This window comes from Bacteroides sp. RTP21281st1_H5_RTP21281_210402 (assembly GCF_040918965.1).
GTDB classification, from domain to species: domain Bacteria; phylum Bacteroidota; class Bacteroidia; order Bacteroidales; family Bacteroidaceae; genus Bacteroides; species Bacteroides congonensis.
The window spans coordinates 347,144-365,334 of record NZ_JBCOWR010000006.1 but is presented as its reverse complement, the minus strand read 5'-3'; the positions used below and the strand labels follow the sequence as shown (position 1 = coordinate 365,334).

The window sequence follows — 18,191 nt, the reverse complement described above, 5'->3', positions numbered from 1 at the left end:
CTATCTCTATTTCACTGTAAGTATAACGCTTTGCAGGTCGGTATCCCTTGAAGAAGCTCCCACCATAATCTTGAAAGTCCCTTTCTCTACACCGTAGTGCATATCAGCGTCATAGTACGACAGCATTTCGGGAGTAAGAGTAAACGAAACCTGTTTCGTTTCCCCCGCCTTCAAAGGTATGCGGGCAAAGTCTTTCAACTCCTTCACAGGGCGGGTAGCCGAACTATATTCGTCACGGATATAAAGCTGTACAGTCTCTTCACCGTCCATCTTTCCGGTATTCGTGACGTCTATGGTTACTTCCACGCTTTTGTCGGGAGTGATTGCCGCTTCAGACAGTTTGAGATTATCATATTTGTACGTCGTATAACTCAAACCGTAACCAAACTCGTACAAAGGTAATGAATTTCCTGTTGCATACGGAAACCAATGGTTGGTAAATTTATGATTGTACATACATTGAATCTGTCCCGTGCTTCTTGGAATAGTAATCGGCAGTTTGCCACTCGGGTTCACCTTTCCGTAGAGAATCTCCGCCAATGCCTGTCCGCCTGCCACTCCCGGCTCCCATGCTTCGATGATGCAAGGCATATTTTCGGCAATCCATTCGGCAGTTAGCGGGCGGCCGTTGACAAGTATCACCACCGTCGGAACACCCGTAGCCGCTACGGCTTTCACCAATTCCTGCTGACGTCCCGGCAAAGAAAGCTCGTAACGGTCGCTGTTCTCTCCGCAAGTCTTCTCGTTCCAGTGGTAACGCATGGAGTTTTCTCCTACCACAAGAATTGCCAAGTCAGAGTTGCGTGCCCGTTGCACTGCATCCTTAATCTGGCTGTCGGACAATAAACGGACATTCCAACCCAAGTCGAGGAAGTTGTAAGCCGTTTCGGGACTGATAGCTTTCAGGCCTTCCAACACAGTAGTGACATGCTCTTCCGGCTGCTCCATAGCCCAGTCTCCCAGGATAGACTGATTGTCCGCATTATGTCCGGTGACGAATACTTTCTTGTATTTAGAGGCTTCCAACGGCAGCATATTACCCTCATTCTTCAGCAGGACGATGGACTTCCGTGCCCCTTCCAATGCCGTTTTCTGATGTTCCGCGTTGAATACGGTTTCATCTTTTTTCTTCAAGTCGACAAACGGATTCTCGAACAGTCCGAGCCTGAACTTGGCTTCCAGTATTTTGGATACAGCGGCATCTACCTGCTTTTCGGAGATGCTTCCTTCATGTACACACTCGATGATGGCTTCATAGAACTCCGGCCCGTGCATATGCATCCCCATTCCCGCGTCTACGCTTATCCGGTAAGCGTCTTTCAGCGTCTCTGCCACGCTGTGATAGTCGTGCATACGCTCAATGTCCATCCAGTCGCTGACTACGAACCCGTCAAACTTCCACTGGTTGCGCAGCACTTCCGTCATCAGATATTTGCTTCCGTGACAAGGAATCCCGTTCAACTCATTATGAGCCGTCATTACCGTAAACACCCCTGCATCCAGGCAATCCTTGAAAGGTGGAAAAAATACCTCTTGCAGCGTTCTTTCCGACAATTCGGCAGGCGCACCGTTGATTCCGTTGGCAGGCTGACTACCGCCTACAAGATGCTTGGCGCAAGCGATAACCTTATCATCTCCCGTGAAATCCTTCGTCTGAAATCCGCGTACGGTAGCCGCTCCCATCTGTCCAACCAGATAAGGGTCTTCCCCGAATGTCTCGCCCACACGTCCCCAACGGGCGTCACGGGCAACTTCCACGTTCGGGGTGAACGTCCAGTGCATGCCGCTTGCCCGCATTTCGACAGCCGTCTCACGAGACATCCGTTCAATGAGCGCAGGGTCGAACGTGGCGGCCTGTCCGATAGGAGTGGGGTAAATGGTTGAACCACAATACAGACCGTTTCCGTGAATGGCGTCAATACCAATCAGGAGCGGAATTTTCAGACGGCTCTGCTGTGCCAGTGATTGCAGATAGTTGGCCTCTTCCGCTTTCACGACGTGCAGGAACGAGCCAATCATTCCTTTCTTTGTCATCTCCTCTACATCCGAAGAGTGCAGTCCGGGATAAAATCCCTGAGAATGGCTGTGCTTCAAGTCCTCGGCGGACATGTCCTTTTCTGCCTTCTTCATGTGCTCCAATCCTACGTATTGGCACATTTGGGCTACTTTCTCTTCCAATGTCATTTGAGACATTAGGGCGGATACACGCTCAGATACAGGTAAATCGGGATTGGTGTAGTCTTTATCCCCACTCTGGCAGGATGCTGCGGAAAGTCCCATCATGCAACTAATTCCCATTGTTATAAATATGTTACGCATAAAAAATAGTGGTGTTGTGTCATTTGGTTAATAAATTGAGAACTTCCTGGTCGGTCACTTCCCCTTTGCTGTTGCAGAAACCGAATCCCGCCTTGTATTCCCAGTAAGAATAAGCAATATTATTATCACGGAAGATAGAGATAACGTCCTGCAACCAGTCTATTTTATCCGCTCTCGGTGTCTTGTTGTAACAGCCGAACTCTCCGCAATGCAACTGCAATCCATATTTGCCGGCCTGGTTCATAGCCTTGCGCACCAGCGATTCGAGGACAGCCCGATTATACGTGCCCATATACGGGTCGACAATTTTCTTGTCGTCATCCGATAACTGGGCGTACTCTTCCTGTGCAATCAGTTCGCCCGGATAATGAATCGCTACGTTCAAGTTCTTCATGTCCGTCCATTCCGCCTTGTAATGCGTGAAAAGATGCGGGTTGTAGAAGTGGAAGCTCAGGATAATGTTCGGGTCATTGGCAGGAACAGTCAGTTCGCCGAAGGTATTCACTCCCTGCCATTTGTTGGAGCCGATGACAAGTTTGCGTTCCGGCTCCGTCAGGCGGAGTTCTCTAATCAACTGTGCCGACAGGGAATTCCACTGGGAAGAGTAGGGGGCTACCGGTTCGTTCAGCAGTTCGTAAGCTACCAGGTCGTTCGGATAGTCCTTCAGTTCGTCTGCCAGCGATTTCCATAGGTCGAGATACTTATATTGGGCGTCCTTATCCGTCCAAAGCTTGGGAACGGAAGAGGTGCTTTCGGGAGTCAGTTCCATATTGTCACCTGTCGGGCTGTCTGAAAGGAAGACATCATCAATATACAGCACACCTTCTGTATTGTCCGGTCGAAGGGTAATCTTTGTACAGATGCCATCCATTTTGCCTTGAAGCTCGACGGCTATTTCTTCCCATTTGTTAGCTTCCTGGTTTGCGTAGCCGGTATAGTAGTCCTTATTGTTCTGGTCTGTCAGAACCACGGTCATGGTGCTTACCTTATCTTTGCGGAACTTCATCCGCAAGTATTTGAACTGAGTCTTTCCGGGGCCGATTGGCAGTTCAAAGCCGCCCTTTTGTCCCGCAGGCCAGTCAAAACCGGAGTTTTGCTTGTTGATATAGAGTACTTTGTCACTAGAATTAACAGCATCCTTTTCCGGGTTGTCGACAACCTGAACCGTTACGCTGGAACCTTGAGTAGAGTACCAGTAGGAAGTCGCTCCATTCTCGAATGTGTCGAAGAAGCTTTTGATTGGCTCACCGCTTTCGTTGTTGTTGAAGTGATGTGACCGTAAGATATGCATGTCCACAATCACTTTCATGTTTGCCTTCTCACACCATTTGATAGCGTTGTGCAGCAGTTCGAAGGCTTCCGGAATCTTTTGCCCGTCTTCGGTGAACAGTTGTTCCTCGTCTGCCGGCAGGCGGATATGGTCGAAGCCGAATCCCGCCAGTTGTTGTACTTCCGCTTCCGTGAAATAGTTTTTCCGTTCTTCACCGCGGACGTCGCTTTGCGACAGCCAGTTGCTGATATTGACCCCTTTACTGATGGCAAAGGGAATATAACTTTGCGGTTCACCGCCGCCGTTGGCTGTTTCTTCTTTCTCGGAACAGGATGCTATCAGGCATGCAAACAGAGAGGCCAGATAGATTATAAGTCTTTTTTTCATACAATTCTTACTTTTAATGGTTTATTCTGCTTCTTCCGTTGGTTCGGTCACTTCGATAGTGGCTTCACGGCTGGTTTCCTTGGTCGGTGTCTTGACAATCAGTTCGAGATGGAAAGTACCGATGGTTGAAGGTACGTATGTCCATCCTACGCCTTTGTGGATTTCTCTTCCGTCCAGATACCATGTGCCTTCGCATAGTTCGGCAGGCGTGTATTGTACGTTGATATTGAGTACCTGATTCAGCGGAATACTGAATTTCCCAAGCGTGCCGTCTTCCTGCTTGTCCGGCCAGCGTCCCAATATGCGCGGATATTCGTCAGTGGTCAGTACCGGAGTGTCTATATCATCACTGCAACCGCTCATGGCAAACAGTGATACCAGTAATGTGCATATAAATAGAATTCTTTTCATAATCGTTTTACTTTTTATTGTTGCTTATCAGGTTTTATTTGTCCCACCATACGGGTGAGTTCCAGTCATCTTTGCCGCCCATCGCCTGTATGGCGGATTGATAACCTTCGGGATTGTACGAACTCTCGAACAGCGGATAGCAGAGACGCAACGGCGTAGTCTGCGAATCAATCGTCACTGCTCCGTAGTGGGGCGAAGGAAGCAGTACGGGAATGTCCGTTCTTCTCCAGTTGGCATATCCTTCGGGGATATTGTTGAAGTGTAGAATCCACAGTTGGGTGTTGATGGCGGTGAGTTGCGCGTCCAGTCCGCCGGCGGGGAGTGAGTTGGCCTGCAAGTAGGTGTCGATAGCCTGTTCGTCAAAAGCCTTCGCTCCGAACTTCTCAAGAAAGTGGATGGCGGCACGTACACCGTTCTCATAGTGTGCGGAAGCATCTGCTCCGGTTGTGATTTCACCTGCCCAACGGGCTTTGGCTTCTGCCAGCAATAGCTCGACTTCCGCGTATGTCATTACCACTCCGGGCATATCGCCTTTCAGGAAAATATTGTTGAGTTGCGGACGGGTAGCTTTATCCTGCCATTTGTTGGTCAGTTGGCTCCAGTAACCTTGCGGCCATGTGCCGTTGCTATACCAGAAGTATCCGGGGTTGCATGGTTGGAATTGGGCTGCTTCCGTAGCAATCATTTCTTCTGTCAAGTCTACGCGTCCGAATGGATTGTTGGCCGAACTTTCGTCATAGCAACGTCCGAATACGAACTGCCGCGGGTCGGAAGTAGCGTCCAGTTGTTTCCAGAAGGTGCTGCAAATATAAGCAGTAGGATACGCTTCGCGTCCCCGCCACATTTGGGCAAGCCCGTTTCTGCGGTATTCATCGGATGCCCAGTCAACGATGTCGGTGTAGGCAATCAGAGCATCGTCGGCAGCGGATTGCATCAATCCGGCTTCTTGGGAAATGGCTTTGATAACTTCCTGTTTGGCAAGTTCCGGCTCCGCGTTCACGATACGCATGGCATAGCGAAGGTGTAGGGAGTTGGCGAAACGTTTCCATTTGTCAATATTGCCTTGATAGATAATGTCCCCCGTCACTTTGTCGCCATCGGCAGTCAGGGCTTCCGCCGCTTCGCCGAGTTCTTTCAGGAAGTCTTTGTATATCAGTTCCTGTTTGTCGTAGGCGGGCTTTACATTGCCGTCGATAAAGCCTTTTCCGGCTTCAAAGTAAGGGCAGTCGCCGTACATATCCGTCAGTATGGAGAAAAGATAGACCCTGTAAATACGGGCTACGGAGTGGATGTTGATTTCCCTTTCGTTATCTTTGGTCTTTTCCAATATGTCGACAATATTTTTGATGAGTGCCGGATACATCAGGTTCCATGTATTTCCCATTTCCGCGTCATTTTTACGATACTGTCCGCCGTAGTTGGTGGTGTTCCAGTCGCCCTGCATATATTGCGCGAAGGCTGCGAGATAGAAAGGATAGGGCTGACACATCTGCCAGTGTCCGCATGTTTGCAACTGAATCATGGAAAGTTGATGATTCGGGTCGGTAGACGAAGACTTGGAAGGGTCTGTATTCAGTTCCTCGAAGTCGGTGCAGGCTCCTAGCAGAAGGCTGCATATACATAGGATACCGAAAGTTATTTTATAGATTGTTTTCATGATTGCTTACTTATTAGAATTTTACGTTAACGTTGAAACCATAACTTCTTCTGGATGGCAGCGAGCCGTATTCCAGTCCCATGCCCGAACCGTTGTTGTAGTTGGAATCAGGGTCGATATTCGGCACGTTCTTGTAGATGATGAACGGATTGCGCGCCACGAACGATACGGATACGGCATCAAATACTTTGCTTACCCACCTTTTGGGTAAACGGTAAGCCAGTGTGATTTCGCGTACCTTTACGTAAGAGTTGTCGTAGATGAACGGAACCGGAGTCTGGTCGGCTATGTGTTTCCAATATACTTCGGGGTCTACGAATTTCTTGTTTTCCACAAAACTTCCGTCCGGCATCTCTACGACTCCGTCTACGAGATAACCGCCCGTCGCTTCCCATTTGGCTTCCGTCACTCCGGCTTGCAGGCGTTTCTCTTCCGATTCGTACCAGCCGTCACGTCCCGCGAGGGTTGCCTTGTCCTTTCCGGTCATGTAGGAAGAGCGGGAAGACATGGAATAAACGTCGGCTCCTACCTTGATGTCGAAGATGGCGGACAGGGAGATGTCACGGTATGTCAGGTTGGTGGTGATACCGCCTGTCCATTCCCATGTGGCGTTGCCCAATACCCGCAGGTCTTCCGTCACTTTCGGGAGTCCTGTGGTGGCGTCTACGATAATCTGTCCGGCATCGTTTCTCAAGAAGTCTTTGCCGAGGATGGAACCGTAGTTCTGGCCTTCTACGGCAGCCACTTTCACGTTAATCCAGCGTGCCGATTCCAATTCAAATTCCTTAATGCCTGAAGCCAGTCTTTTTACCTTATTGCTGTTCTTTGAGAAGTTGATGTTCAAGTCCCACGAGAAATCCTTGGTCTGTATGGGGCGTGTGTTCAATGCGATTTCTATACCCTTGTTTTCTATTTCTCCGGCATTAATCAGCATGGAGTTGTAGCCGGAAGTTCCGGTGGTGTTCAGCCGCATGATTTGGTTGCTGCTCTTTTGGGTATAGTAGGTGAAGTCCAGTCCGATACGGTTTTTCAGGAATTTCAGTTCCAGTCCCACTTCGGCGGAGTTGGTCTTGGTCGGTCTGAGGTCTTTGTTCGGGATGGTGGTATTGGCAATCTGTGACAATGCATAGCCCGCATAGTTCTTGGGAGACAGTTCGTAGGACAATCCCAGTTGGTAAGGGTCGGTGTCGCTACCTACCTGTGCCCATGAAACTCTGACCTTACCGTAAGGAAGTATCGTCGGATTGATTTTGAAGAATTCGGAGAACAGGAAACTTCCTGATACCGACGGGTACAGATAGGTGTTGTTTCCCGAAGGCAAGGTAGACGAATGGTCGCCGCGCAGCGTTGCGTCAAGGTAGACGAAGTTGCCGTAGGCGAGGTTGATAGAACCGTAGAGCGAGTTAATCTGTTTGCGATAGGTTCCTTCGGTGATTTCCTTGCTTGTGAAGCTTTGCAAAGCTATCACATCACGCATTACCATCTCTTTGGCAGTCACAATCTGGGTTTTGTTGTCTACTTTATAGATGTTTCCGCCGATGGTTACTCCGTAGTCGAACTTCTTGTAGCTGTTGTTGTAGATAGCCAGTGCTTCTACGTTGTACATCCGGTTCTTGAAGTCGCTGATTTGCAACTGTCCCTGTTCAAATCCCGGTGAGGACGGGGCGGCATAGTCCTGAAAGTTCATAAAGTTGATGTCTGCGCCACCGGTCACCTGAATCTTGAAGTGCTCGTTGACATTGTAGCGTACCAGTGCCGAACCCATGAATTTATCCTTTCCCGATTCGTTCGTCATTTCGTTGAGCACCCAGTAAGGGTTAAGGTTCCATACGTCGCGTCCGTTCCAGTCGTAGTAGTTGCCGTCGGCGTCCTTGTAGTTGTCGCGCAGCCATTTCTGGTCGTAGGTTGTTGCCAGCGACATCAGGTTCTTCGCAGGATTGGCGCGGTGGTCGGACAGGGCGGGGCGGTTCTTTACGTCCTCGCGGGTGTAGGTCACTTTGAAGTCGAGGTCTACCTTTTTGTTTATCGTGGTGTTGGCACGCAGGTTCAGAGTGTTGCGGCTCATCTTCGTATTGGGAAGAATGTCCTTGTTGCGCATATCCGTGTAAGTGGCGCGGATACCCGTATCGTCTTTCACTGTGCTGACAACGATTGTATTCGTCGTAGTCATACCGGTTCTGAAGAAACCGTCGATATTATTGGGAATGACTACATACGGGCGGGTCACTCCGTCGAAATAAGTCAGATTCAGCCCCGGGTCTATTTTAGGCCCCCAGTTCTTGTTGGACGAATACTGGTCGTCCGTACCGTTGATGCGTCCGCCGGTTCCCTGGCCATATACATACTGTACATCGTCCCATTTCGTCAACTGCTTCTCGAAAGTGGTGGTGCTGTTCAGCTCTACCGCGAATTTCTTCTTGGTATTTGCCTTCTTCGTAGTGATAAGAATCACACCGTGGGATGCGCGGCTACCATACAGTGCCGAGGCTGCCGGCCCTTTCAACACGGACATGCTTTCAATATCGTCCGGATTGATGCTTGAGATACCGTCTCCCAAGTCATAACCGCCATACTGTCCTGCACTTCCGTAATTGGAATTATCCAAAGGCACTCCGTCCACTACATAAAGCGGCTGGTTGTTTCCCGTCATTTCCGTGCTACCGCGAACGATGACGCGGGACGAACCGGAAGGCCCGCCGGCAGTCTGGCTGATAACCAGTCCCGGAATCTTACCTGCCAGTGAGTTGATGACATTCGTCTCCTTGGCTTTTTCCAGTTCTTCGCCTTTCACCTCGCCGATGGAGTAACCGAGCGCTTTCCTTTCGCGCTTGATACCCAATGCGGTAACCACTACTTCGTCGATGATTTTACTATCTTCTTTCAAGACAATTTTAAGGTTGGATTGTCCTTTTACCTGTACTTCCTCGGAGCGGTAACCTACATAACTTATTATTAATGTGGCGCTTTTGGAAGCATCAATACTGAACTGACCGTTGAAATCGGTGATGACTCCCTGCGTAGTACCTTTGACGGCGATACTGGCTCCTATCAGAGGTTCGCCTTGCTCATCCGTGACTGTACCTTTCACTTTGGAAGTCTGCTGTACAACTTGGTGGGTTACTTCGTCTTCCGCGTATCCATATATAGGTATGAATAGCAACAGACAGAGAATTAGGGTTAACTGCTTTTTCATCTTAATTATGATATTAGATTGTTGATTTACGTCGCAAATATAGGACGTAACCCCGCCTAGCCAGGTTTGAAAGCTATCGGAATAGGTTGAAAAACTATCGGAATTGCGTTTTCCCACCCTTTTTGTGCTGCAAGTATAGTGAAAATGGTGGAATAAACAGCGGAAACCGGGAGAATGTGATATGTTATTTCAGGTGTTAAGGCAGTAATTCTATTTAGATTTATACCCTTTCGAGGATAATGGCTTTCTTGAAAGTGCAGATTATACCCTATCGGTAGCATTAGAGGTACTTGTTGGGGTATCCTTTATGTTTGCTGTACTCTAATGTGGGTTCTCTGGCTATGATGTATAGGGAAACTTAAGCTATGAAGTAGGAATGAATCTGTTATCTCCCCGTTGTTCATACGTTAAGTCACCGATATCATTCATTTGTCACGGCCGTGGTGACTTCTTACCACGGCCGTGACGAGAGCTCTTCATGGCTGTGACGAATAGTTACCACGGCCGTGGTAAACTAACTATATCGGTGACTTAATGTAAGAATAAAGGCGGGATAATGGAAGTATAGCGGTAGTATATCCTATGTTTCGTAGGGACTTTGGGTGATACAACCCTTAGGGTAACTTTTACTATCAGGGTGCTAATATGACTTGCTCTCATAGTTGAAGTTACGATGAATAAGGGATTTGAGGAGATTTATGAGGGTATGAGGGTAAAATCGTGCAAACTTTTTTGGGGAGTGTATATCCTAAGTTATTGGATTATATTGAAACAAGATGAGCTAAACTCGCATGAAAAATGAATTGTGTGTTAGAGGAACTTGCTTGGAGAAACCCCATAATGCTTCTTGAATGCCGTACTGAAATACTTTGCATCAGTGAAGCCTACCAAGAGGGCGACTTCTTGTACCGGAATCTGCTGTTTCAATAGGTTGGCAGCTTCCGTCATACGCAGCAGCTTGATAAACTCGGTGGGCGCTTGTCCTGTCAGGGCTTTCAGCTTTTCGTAGAACAGGGTGCGGCTGAGTGCCACCTCGCGGCAGAGTTGGTTGATAGTGAAGTCCGGATTTGCAAGGTTCTCCGTGACGAGTCTGGTGCAGCGTTCGAGAAATTCCTTGTCCATGGGGGACAAGAGACTGGCGGCACATTCTGCGTTTTCTTTTTCTTCGTTTGGAGTAGCGGCAGCAGGAACAGGACTGAGCGAATGAGAGAGGAAATACTCCCGCATAATCTTGCGGTTCTGCAATACTCCTTTGATTTTAGTCTTTAGGATTTCCGTGTCGAAAGGTTTCGTCAGGTAGTCGTCCGCACCGCTTTCCAGTCCTTCGAGGATGGCGTCTTTTTCTGTCTTGGCAGTCAGCAGGATGACGGGGATATGCGAGGTGGCGAAGTCCGATTTTATACGGCGGCAGAGTTCGTCCCCCTGAATGCCCGGCATCATGACGTCGGAGATTATTAGTTCTACGGACTTATCTTTCAAGTATTCGAGAGCCGATTCGCCGTCGGGCTTGTCGATGACGGAATAGATAGGAGCGAATGTCTTTTTGAGGTAGAAGCGGAGTTCGTCGTTGTCTTCTACTATCATTATCCGTTCTTTGGATTTGTCCGTTTGCGGGGCGTTGTTTGTGTCGGTGTCGGACAAGTCGGTGTCGGACAAGTCAGGAACGTCGGATAATAAGTCGGACGGTTCGATGACTTTTATAACCGGTTCTGCCACGGGAAGGATGGAAGTGTCTATCCTAGCAGGGACGATGTATCTCGCCAGGTGGCGGTTGCCCTTACGGAAAGTGAGCAGGAAGGTGGAACCTTCGCCCTCGTTGCTGCTGAAAGAGATGTGTCCTTTGTGCAGTTTCATAAGGCGGCGGGTAAGGAGCAGACCGATGCCGCTGCCCGTCTCTTTGGAGTTAACGGCATTTTCGGCACGGTAGAAGTTGGAGAAGATATAACGCTGCGCTTTGCGCGGGATACCTATGCCGTTGTCTTTCACTGCGATGGTTATCTTTTTGTCGTTCTGCTCCACTTTGATGGTGATTTCTCCGCCGGCAGGGGTGTATTTCACTGCGTTCGAGAAGAGGTTGTCGAAGATTTTGTCCGCTTTGTCCTTATCCATCCAAAGGGAGACGGGGGAATCCGGCAGGAGTAACTGCATACGGATTTGCTTGCTTTCGCAGAGTGTCTGGAAGCTGAGAACCTTTTCCTGTAAGTACGATTTCAAGTCGTATTCGGCTACTTGCAGGGTGAGGTGGGTGGTGTCTATCTTTTGGAAGTCGAGTAACTGCGTGATTAGGTTGTACAGCTTCTCTGTGTTCTTGCGGGCGATTTGCAGGTATCTTTTTCCTTCTTTGGAGAGCCCTTCTTCTTTGCTCAGGTCGCCGAGGGGAGCCATGATAAGCGTCACCGGAGTGCGGATGTCATGGGCGGTGTTGATGAAGAACTGTATCTTTTCGGAGAAGTGCTTCTTCTCCATTTTATTGGCAAAGAAACGCCATACGAAATAGGTGATTCCCGCCAGCAGGATGATGTATATCAGCCAGGCAAGGGTGGTGTTCCAGTAAGGCTGCGCTATGTGTATGCGGATGGTTTGCTCGTCCAGTTGCCGGCCGCCGTTCTTGCTCATGCTTTTCACGTGGAAAGTATAGTCGCCGGGGGGAATGTTGGTGTATCGGATACCAAGTTCCTTGGTCGGGGCACTCCAGTTCTGTTCGAAGCCTTTCAGTTGGTAACTGTATTGAATGTCCTGCTGATACTGGTAGGAGACGGAGATAAAGGAAATGAGAAATGAGTTCTCGTTGTATTTCAGTCGGATTGTCTTTCCTTCGTTCAGCATGCGGTTGAATTGTATCTTCTTCTCTTCGGTTTTTTCGCGTGATTTCTGCGGCACTTCGAAAGAGGTGAAGTGTAAGGGGGCTTCGTAGAGAGGACGGGTGAAGTTCTCCGGATTGAAGCGTATGGCGCCGTTGGTGCTTCCGTAGATGAAGTCACCGTTTCTCAGGCGGGTGTAGGACATGAAGTTGAATTCGTTTGCCAGTCCGTCGAGGAAGCCGATGTTGGTGATTTCAGGGGTGGGGGAAGGGGTGATGTAAGCCAGTCCCTTGTCGGTGCTGAGCCATAGATGTCCTTTGTTGTCGGGCAGGATGCTGTAGACGTAGTTGGAAGGCAGTCCGTCTGCGGTGGAGTAGGTGACGGCTTTTCCGGTTTTCAGGTCAAGCAGGTTGATACCGCCGCCGTCTGTACCGAACCATACTTTGTCGGGGGCGGGGAAGTACATGGAATAGATGAAGCTGTTGCTGCGGGTGTCGGCGTTGGAAGGCGAGGTGAAGTATTGGCGGAAGTTCCCCGTCTGCTTGTCCAATAGATAAAGGCCGTTGGCTGTGGCCAGTGCCAGGGTGTCTTTGTTGACTTGGGTTATCGAGTTTATGAGCGTGATGTCGTATGAGGTGAATTCTTCTGCCTTTCCCGCTTGGGATGGGGTGTATTTGACAAGATTACCGTACATGCCGCCCAGCCACAGGTCTTTGTTGTTTTCATCTTTCAGGATGGAGTAGATATAGTTGGTGGTCAGCGTGCCCGATTGGTCGGTGGTGAGGTGGCGGCGGATGCCTGTGTGTTTGTTGAGGCAATACACGCCTGTGCCGTAACCGCCTGTCCATACGTTGCCGTCTCCATCGTTGCAGAGTGTGAGGAATACGTTTTCTTTCAGGAAGTGTTTCCAGTTGCCGGACTTTGTCAGGTGTACGCTGATACCCTGATTGGTGGCGTACCACAGGTCACCTTCGTTGTCTTCGAGAATTGCGTTGACGTGGTTGTTCGTCAGTGATTGCGGGTTTTTGTATTCGTGCCGGGTGAGTTCGAAGAAATATCTTTTCGGGTTGGCACAAGCGACACCGCCTGTGTAGCTTCCAATCCATAGGTTGGAAGAGCTGTCTTTGCAGAGGGCATAGATGCCGTTGCCTTTCAGTTCGCCTTCTTCTTCCTGATTGGCGTTGAGGAAAGACCATGAGGCTTTTGCGTCGCGGGTGACTGCGCAGACACCTGCTCCGTCTATCCCTAGTAGTAGCGTTTGTTCGTCGTAAATAATGACGGAACGGTAAGGAAGGTGCGGCAACTGGTTCAGTGCTTCATTGGACAGGTAGTTTTCCATGCGGGTATCCCGCACTTTTATTCCGGAATTGAACGTCCCTATCCACAAAAGAGATGTTGCAGAGTCGTAGAATACGGACTGGACGTAGAAATCGGGCAATGTGGAAGTGATTTCTCCGTTCTGCGGGTTGCGTTCGTAAAGTCCTTCGGTGGTGGCGATGTATAGGACTTCGTTTGCCGGGGAGAAGTGTATGGAATTGATGCATTTCCCTTTTAATATGTTCTCTATATTGCCGTTGGAATGGGCGTAGCAGAACAGGCCGTTTTTCAGTCCGAACCAGAAACGGTCGGACGAATCTATGAAGAGGTCGTTCAATAGGATTCCGCTTTCAGTCAGTTCGGCTACATCAATCTCGAGTGTAAAAGCATCGGATATGGGGTCGTATTTGAATACTTTGCCGGCGCTTGTGTATGCCCAAAGTGTTTCGTGCAAGTCTTTGGTCAGGTAAATCATGCGACCGGCTCCGTCCACGATGATATCTTCTCCGAAGAGGTTGTAGTTCTTCACGTTTCTGCCGTTGAAGCAGTCTACGCCTGAACGGGTGGAAATCCAGATGAAGCCTTTCTTGTCTTCGAGGATGGAAAAGACGCGCTGGTTGCTCAGCCCTTCCTTAGTGGTGAGATATTGATAGGTAAAAGAATGACTGTTTACCTGCTTTTCTGATTGCGAGGGAATGGGAAAAACAGGTAACAGAAGGGTGATGGCAAGTAAGCAGAAAATCAGAAACCGTTTCATGGCTTCTCATCGGCACGAAGGCCGAATACTTTTCCTGTCATTTGCTCTACCGCTACTTTCCACACTTTTACGTTGCGCACGGCGGGGTCGGAATAAGTGAATTCGTTGTCTGTATAGTGGCGCATGATGATGTCCAGTGCACTACGTTTTTCGTCCATGTCTTCTATAAATTCTACTTTCCCGCGGCACATGACGCTTTCGGAACGCATGCTGTAGCTACAAGCTACTTTCTCGTGTTGGTAGACGAGTTTGTGTCCGAGACTGAAGGTGATGCAGACATGGTTGTTGCGTTCCAGCATCTCTATTTTACCGCCTTCGGGGCCGGAGTGCAGATAAAGTATGCCGTTTTCATAACCGAAGTTCATGGGAATCACGTATGGATTGCCTTCCAGGTCTGTGATGCCTACAAAGCAGGCGTCACAGTGAAGGATAATGGATTCGATTCGTTGTTTATCTTCAATAATAAGGGTTTTCATAGATTCTGAGTTATCTTATAATAGGATGGAACATAGTTTCTGTCATTCAAGCGAAGTGAAGAATCAGCTCTTGATGTTTATATGAAGAGCGGATTCTTCCTTCCTCTGTGGCTGTCTGACTATACTTTGAACTAAAAATCAAAGCATGTTTTGAGCAAAGCTAATGACAGCGACTTTCGTTATTTTTCAATTAGTTCGAAGTCGAGCTGTTTCTTCTCCAGATTGGCACGTGCCACACGGACGGTGATAGCGTCCCCCAAACTGTATATCTTGTTTTTGCGACGTCCGCGGAGACAGTAGTTCTTTTCGTCGAATTCGTAATAGTCGTCGTCCAAATCGCGGACAGGTACGAGGCCTTCGCATTTATTCTCGTTCAGTTCGACGTATAGTCCCCATTCGGTGACGCCGGAGATGACGCCGTCGTAAATCTGTCCCAGTCGTTCGCTCATGAATTCCACTTGTTTGTATTTGATGGAAGCGCGCTCGGCATTGGCTGCTATTTGTTCCATGTTCGAACTGTGGTCGCAGAGGTCTTCATACTTGGCTTCGGATACGCTGCGTCCACCGTCCATGTATTTGGTTACCAGTCGATGTACCATCATGTCCGGGAATCGGCGGATGGGCGAGGTGAAGTGTGTATAGTAATCGAATGCCAGTCCGTAGTGTCCGATATTATGCGTGGAGTAACGTGCCTTCTGCATGGCGCGGATGGACACGGTTTCTATCAGGTTCTCTTCTTTCTTTCCGTGAATATCGTCCAGCAGGTGGTTGATGGATTTGGATATGTCCGTCTTTGTTCCACTTGTACGTACTTTGTAGCCGAAGCGGGCGATGAAGTGCGACAGGTTCTCCAACTTTTCGGGGTCGGGCAGGTCGTGGATACGGTAAGGAAGCACTTTGGGCTTCTTGTTCTTGGGTACACGTCCTATCTTTTCAGCCACGGTCTTGTTGGCAAGCAGCATGAATTCTTCCACAAGCTTGTTGGCGTCTTTCGATTCTTTGAAATATACGCTGACGGGTTTTCCTTTCTCGTCGATTTCAAATTTCACTTCATAGCGGTCGAAGTTGATGGCTCCTGCCACGAATCGTTTCTCGCGAAGTGCTTTCGCAATGGTGTCCAGCATGAGCACTTCTTCTTTGAAGTCGCCTTCTTTGGTTTCAATAATCTGTTGCGCTTCTTCGTAGGTGAAGCGGCGGTCGGAATTGATAACTGTATGTACGACGCGTGAGTCTTTGACTTCTCCCTTTTCGGTGATGTCGAAGATGACGGAGAAAGCGAGCTTTTCTTCGTTCGGACGGAGTGAGCAGATGAAGTTGCACAGGCGTTCGGGAAGCATCGGGATGGTACGGTCTACGAGGTAAACGGAAGTGGCACGTTTCTCAGCTTCCTTGTCGATGATTCCGCCTTCTTTTACGTAATGTGTCACATCGGCTATGTGTACACCTACTTCCCACAGGCCGTCTTTAAGTTTACGGATAGAGAGTGCGTCGTCGAAGTCCTTGGCGTCTTTCGGGTCGATGGTGAAGGTTGTCACTTTGCGGAAGTCCTCGCGTCTGGCAATCTCTTCGGCAGAGATTTCAGCAGGAATCTTGTCGGCTGCCGTCTCTACGGCCTTCGGATATACATACGGTAAGCCGAATTCTGCAAGAATAGCGTGCATCTCCGTGGTGTTTTCTCCGGCTTTGCCTAATATGTCTATGACTTGTCCGAGGGGGTTCTTTGCCTTGTCCGGCCATTCGGTCACCTTTACGATGGCCTTGTCTCCCGTCTTTCCACCTTTCAGCTTGTCTTTCGGGATGAAGATGTCATTGGCAAGTGTGCGGTTCTCCGTCACCAGAAATGCATAGGACTTGGCAACTTCCAGCGTTCCGACGAATGTATCGTTGGCACGTTCCAGTATTTCGATGACTTCTCCTTCGGCTTCCCTGTTTTTCCGTTTGGCGTAGAAGGTTATCTTTACCTTGTCGTTATTCATCGCATGGGCGGAATTACGTTCGGCCACGAATATCGGGTCGCCCCCTTCTTCGGGGATAAACGAGTTCTTGCCATTACTCTTCCGTTGGAAAGTGCCTGTCATCTCCGTTCCGTGATTGTTCAGGCGGAACTTCCCCTTTTCTATTTCACTGATATAGTCATCATCCAAAAGGTCATGTAGTATATCGACGCATAGCATTTTCTGCGGATGGGTGGTGAGATGCAATTCCGAGAAAATGAATTTCATGCTTAGAGTCTCATTGGGTTTGGCATGGAAAAAGTCTATTAACAACGCTGCCAGCTCTTTCTTACTCATTCTCTTGCCGGCCTTTTTCTCTTTCTTTTCTTTCTTTTTCGCCATAAATGTAGTCTTTTAAAAATATGTAGTTACAAAGATAGACGATTATTTTCCTTATGGAAACTTTGGGGGAAGAAAAATAACGGTGCGGGCTTGTATTTCATGTTTGGTGGTAGGCTGTTATATTTATAATTTGAGTAGCATAACAATTAAAGTTGAAGTAAAACTTTTTAAAGAGAAATACAAAATGCTTTTTGTTTTATATTTATTGTATCTTTGTGGCATTATCAAGAAGAATGTTTGGTGAGAATGCTTTATCAATTATTCACGCAGAACCTAGAAAATAATAATGGAGAGTATTTTAATTACGGGCGCAAGCGGTTTTATCGGAAGCTTCATCGTTGAGGAAGCGTTGAAACGGAAGTATGGCGTGTGGGCGGGAATCCGCTCTACCAGTAGCAAACAGTATCTGAAGAACCGGAAAATTCATTTTCTGGAACTGGACTTTGCGCATCCCAATGAACTTCGTGCCCAACTCTCCGGTCATAAAGGCACTTACAACAAATTTGACTATATCATCCATTGTGCCGGTGTGACAAAATGCTCTGACAAGAAGACTTTTGATTATGTCAATTATCTCCAGACCAAATATTTTATTGACACGTTGAAAGCCCTGAATATGGTTCCAAAGCAGTTCATATATATAAGTACGCTTAGTGTATTCGGGCCTGTACGTGAGAAAGATTATACTCCGATAGAAGCGGACGATGTTCCGGCACCTGATACGGCTTATGGTTTCAGTAAGTTGAAAGCGGAACTGTATATTCAGAGTATTCCGGGGTTTCCCTATGTCATTTATCGCCCTACGGGCGTGTATGGTCCCCGCGAATCGGATTATTTCCTGATGGCAAAATCTATTCAGAAGCATGTTGATTTCTCAGTGGGATTCCGGCGCCAAGACCTGACTTTTGTTTACGTGAAAGACATTGTGAAAGCTATCTTCTTGGGAATGGAGAAGAAAGTTGCCCAAAAAACGTATTTCCTGACAGATGGAAAGGTCTATAAGAGTCGTGCTTTTTCGGACTTGATACAAAAAGAATTGGGGAATCCATTTGTTCTTCATATGAAATGCCCGTTAATTGTGCTAAAAGTTATATCTTTGTTCGCTGAATTTATTGCTACGCGTTCAGGAAAGAGCAGTACATTGAATTCGGATAAGTATAAGATAATGAAACAACGCAACTGGCAATGTGATATAACTCCGACAATCAATGAATTGGGATATGCACCCGAATATGATTTGGAGAGAGGTGTTCGTGAAACCATTGCC

The 18,191-nt window shown here is 48.2% G+C and carries 9 protein-coding genes; 1 reads left to right on the top strand and 8 read right to left on the bottom strand.

The window, feature by feature from the left end:
* Positions 1-6: 6 nt before the first annotated feature.
* The 8 genes from AB5443_RS11760 to rnr all read right to left on the bottom strand — a co-directional run bounded on the left by AB5443_RS11760 (position 7) and on the right by rnr (position 16,924).
* On the bottom strand, positions 7-2,319 hold the full coding sequence (locus tag AB5443_RS11760) for a glycoside hydrolase family 3 N-terminal domain-containing protein (protein ID WP_368113382.1): 2,313 nt from the start codon (positions 2,317-2,319) through the stop codon (positions 7-9).
* Positions 2,320-2,338: 19 nt separating this feature from the next.
* The gene (locus tag AB5443_RS11755; RefSeq protein WP_073347118.1) at positions 2,339-3,976 is read right to left on the bottom strand and encodes a cellulase family glycosylhydrolase; all 1,638 of its coding nucleotides are present in this window, start codon (positions 3,974-3,976) and stop codon (positions 2,339-2,341) included.
* Between the two features lie 21 nt (positions 3,977-3,997).
* Positions 3,998-4,387 (bottom strand): hypothetical protein, encoded by a 390-nt coding sequence (locus AB5443_RS11750; RefSeq protein ID WP_167960553.1) that lies wholly within the window; start codon positions 4,385-4,387, stop codon positions 3,998-4,000.
* Positions 4,388-4,421: 34 nt separating this feature from the next.
* The gene (locus tag AB5443_RS11745; RefSeq protein WP_022138660.1) at positions 4,422-6,044 is read right to left on the bottom strand and encodes a SusD/RagB family nutrient-binding outer membrane lipoprotein; all 1,623 of its coding nucleotides are present in this window, start codon (positions 6,042-6,044) and stop codon (positions 4,422-4,424) included.
* Positions 6,045-6,057: 13 nt separating this feature from the next.
* On the bottom strand, positions 6,058-9,237 hold the full coding sequence (locus AB5443_RS11740) for a SusC/RagA family TonB-linked outer membrane protein (protein WP_277130284.1): 3,180 nt from the start codon (positions 9,235-9,237) through the stop codon (positions 6,058-6,060).
* Between the two features lie 810 nt (positions 9,238-10,047).
* Positions 10,048-14,112 carry a two-component regulator propeller domain-containing protein gene (locus tag AB5443_RS11735; protein WP_368113383.1) on the bottom strand — a complete coding sequence of 1,355 codons (4,065 nt, stop codon included), beginning with the start codon at positions 14,110-14,112 and terminating at the stop codon, positions 10,048-10,050.
* Positions 14,109-14,588, bottom strand: a complete 480-nt coding sequence (locus AB5443_RS11730) for a pyridoxamine 5'-phosphate oxidase family protein (protein ID WP_368113384.1) — start codon at positions 14,586-14,588, stop codon at positions 14,109-14,111. Before AB5443_RS11730 ends, AB5443_RS11735 begins: the two co-directional genes overlap by 4 nt.
* Positions 14,589-14,767: 179 nt before the next feature.
* Positions 14,768-16,924 carry a ribonuclease R gene (rnr, locus tag AB5443_RS11725; RefSeq protein WP_368113385.1) on the bottom strand — a complete coding sequence of 719 codons (2,157 nt, stop codon included), beginning with the start codon at positions 16,922-16,924 and terminating at the stop codon, positions 14,768-14,770.
* Positions 16,925-17,210: 286 nt separating this feature from the next.
* Between rnr and AB5443_RS11720 the strand changes: the two genes are divergently transcribed.
* Positions 17,211-18,191, top strand: a 981-nt coding sequence (locus AB5443_RS11720) for an NAD-dependent epimerase/dehydratase family protein (RefSeq protein WP_368119608.1), incomplete at its 3' end; no start/stop codon positions are given.

Coding starts and splice junctions, on each gene's coding strand:
- AB5443_RS11735 (WP_368113383.1), bottom strand. CDS start 14,112: ATGAAACGGTTTCTGATTTTCTGCTTACTTGCCATCACCCTTCTGTTA.
- AB5443_RS11745 (WP_022138660.1), bottom strand. CDS start 6,044: ATGAAAACAATCTATAAAATAACTTTCGGTATCCTATGTATATGCAGC.
- AB5443_RS11755 (WP_073347118.1), bottom strand. CDS start 3,976: ATGAAAAAAAGACTTATAATCTATCTGGCCTCTCTGTTTGCATGCCTG.
- AB5443_RS11750 (WP_167960553.1), bottom strand. CDS start 4,387: ATGAAAAGAATTCTATTTATATGCACATTACTGGTATCACTGTTTGCC.
- rnr (WP_368113385.1), bottom strand. CDS start 16,924: ATGGCGAAAAAGAAAGAAAAGAAAGAGAAAAAGGCCGGCAAGAGAATG.
- AB5443_RS11730 (WP_368113384.1), bottom strand. CDS start 14,588: ATGAAAACCCTTATTATTGAAGATAAACAACGAATCGAATCCATTATC.
- AB5443_RS11740 (WP_277130284.1), bottom strand. CDS start 9,237: ATGAAAAAGCAGTTAACCCTAATTCTCTGTCTGTTGCTATTCATACCT.
- AB5443_RS11760 (WP_368113382.1), bottom strand. CDS start 2,319: ATGCGTAACATATTTATAACAATGGGAATTAGTTGCATGATGGGACTT.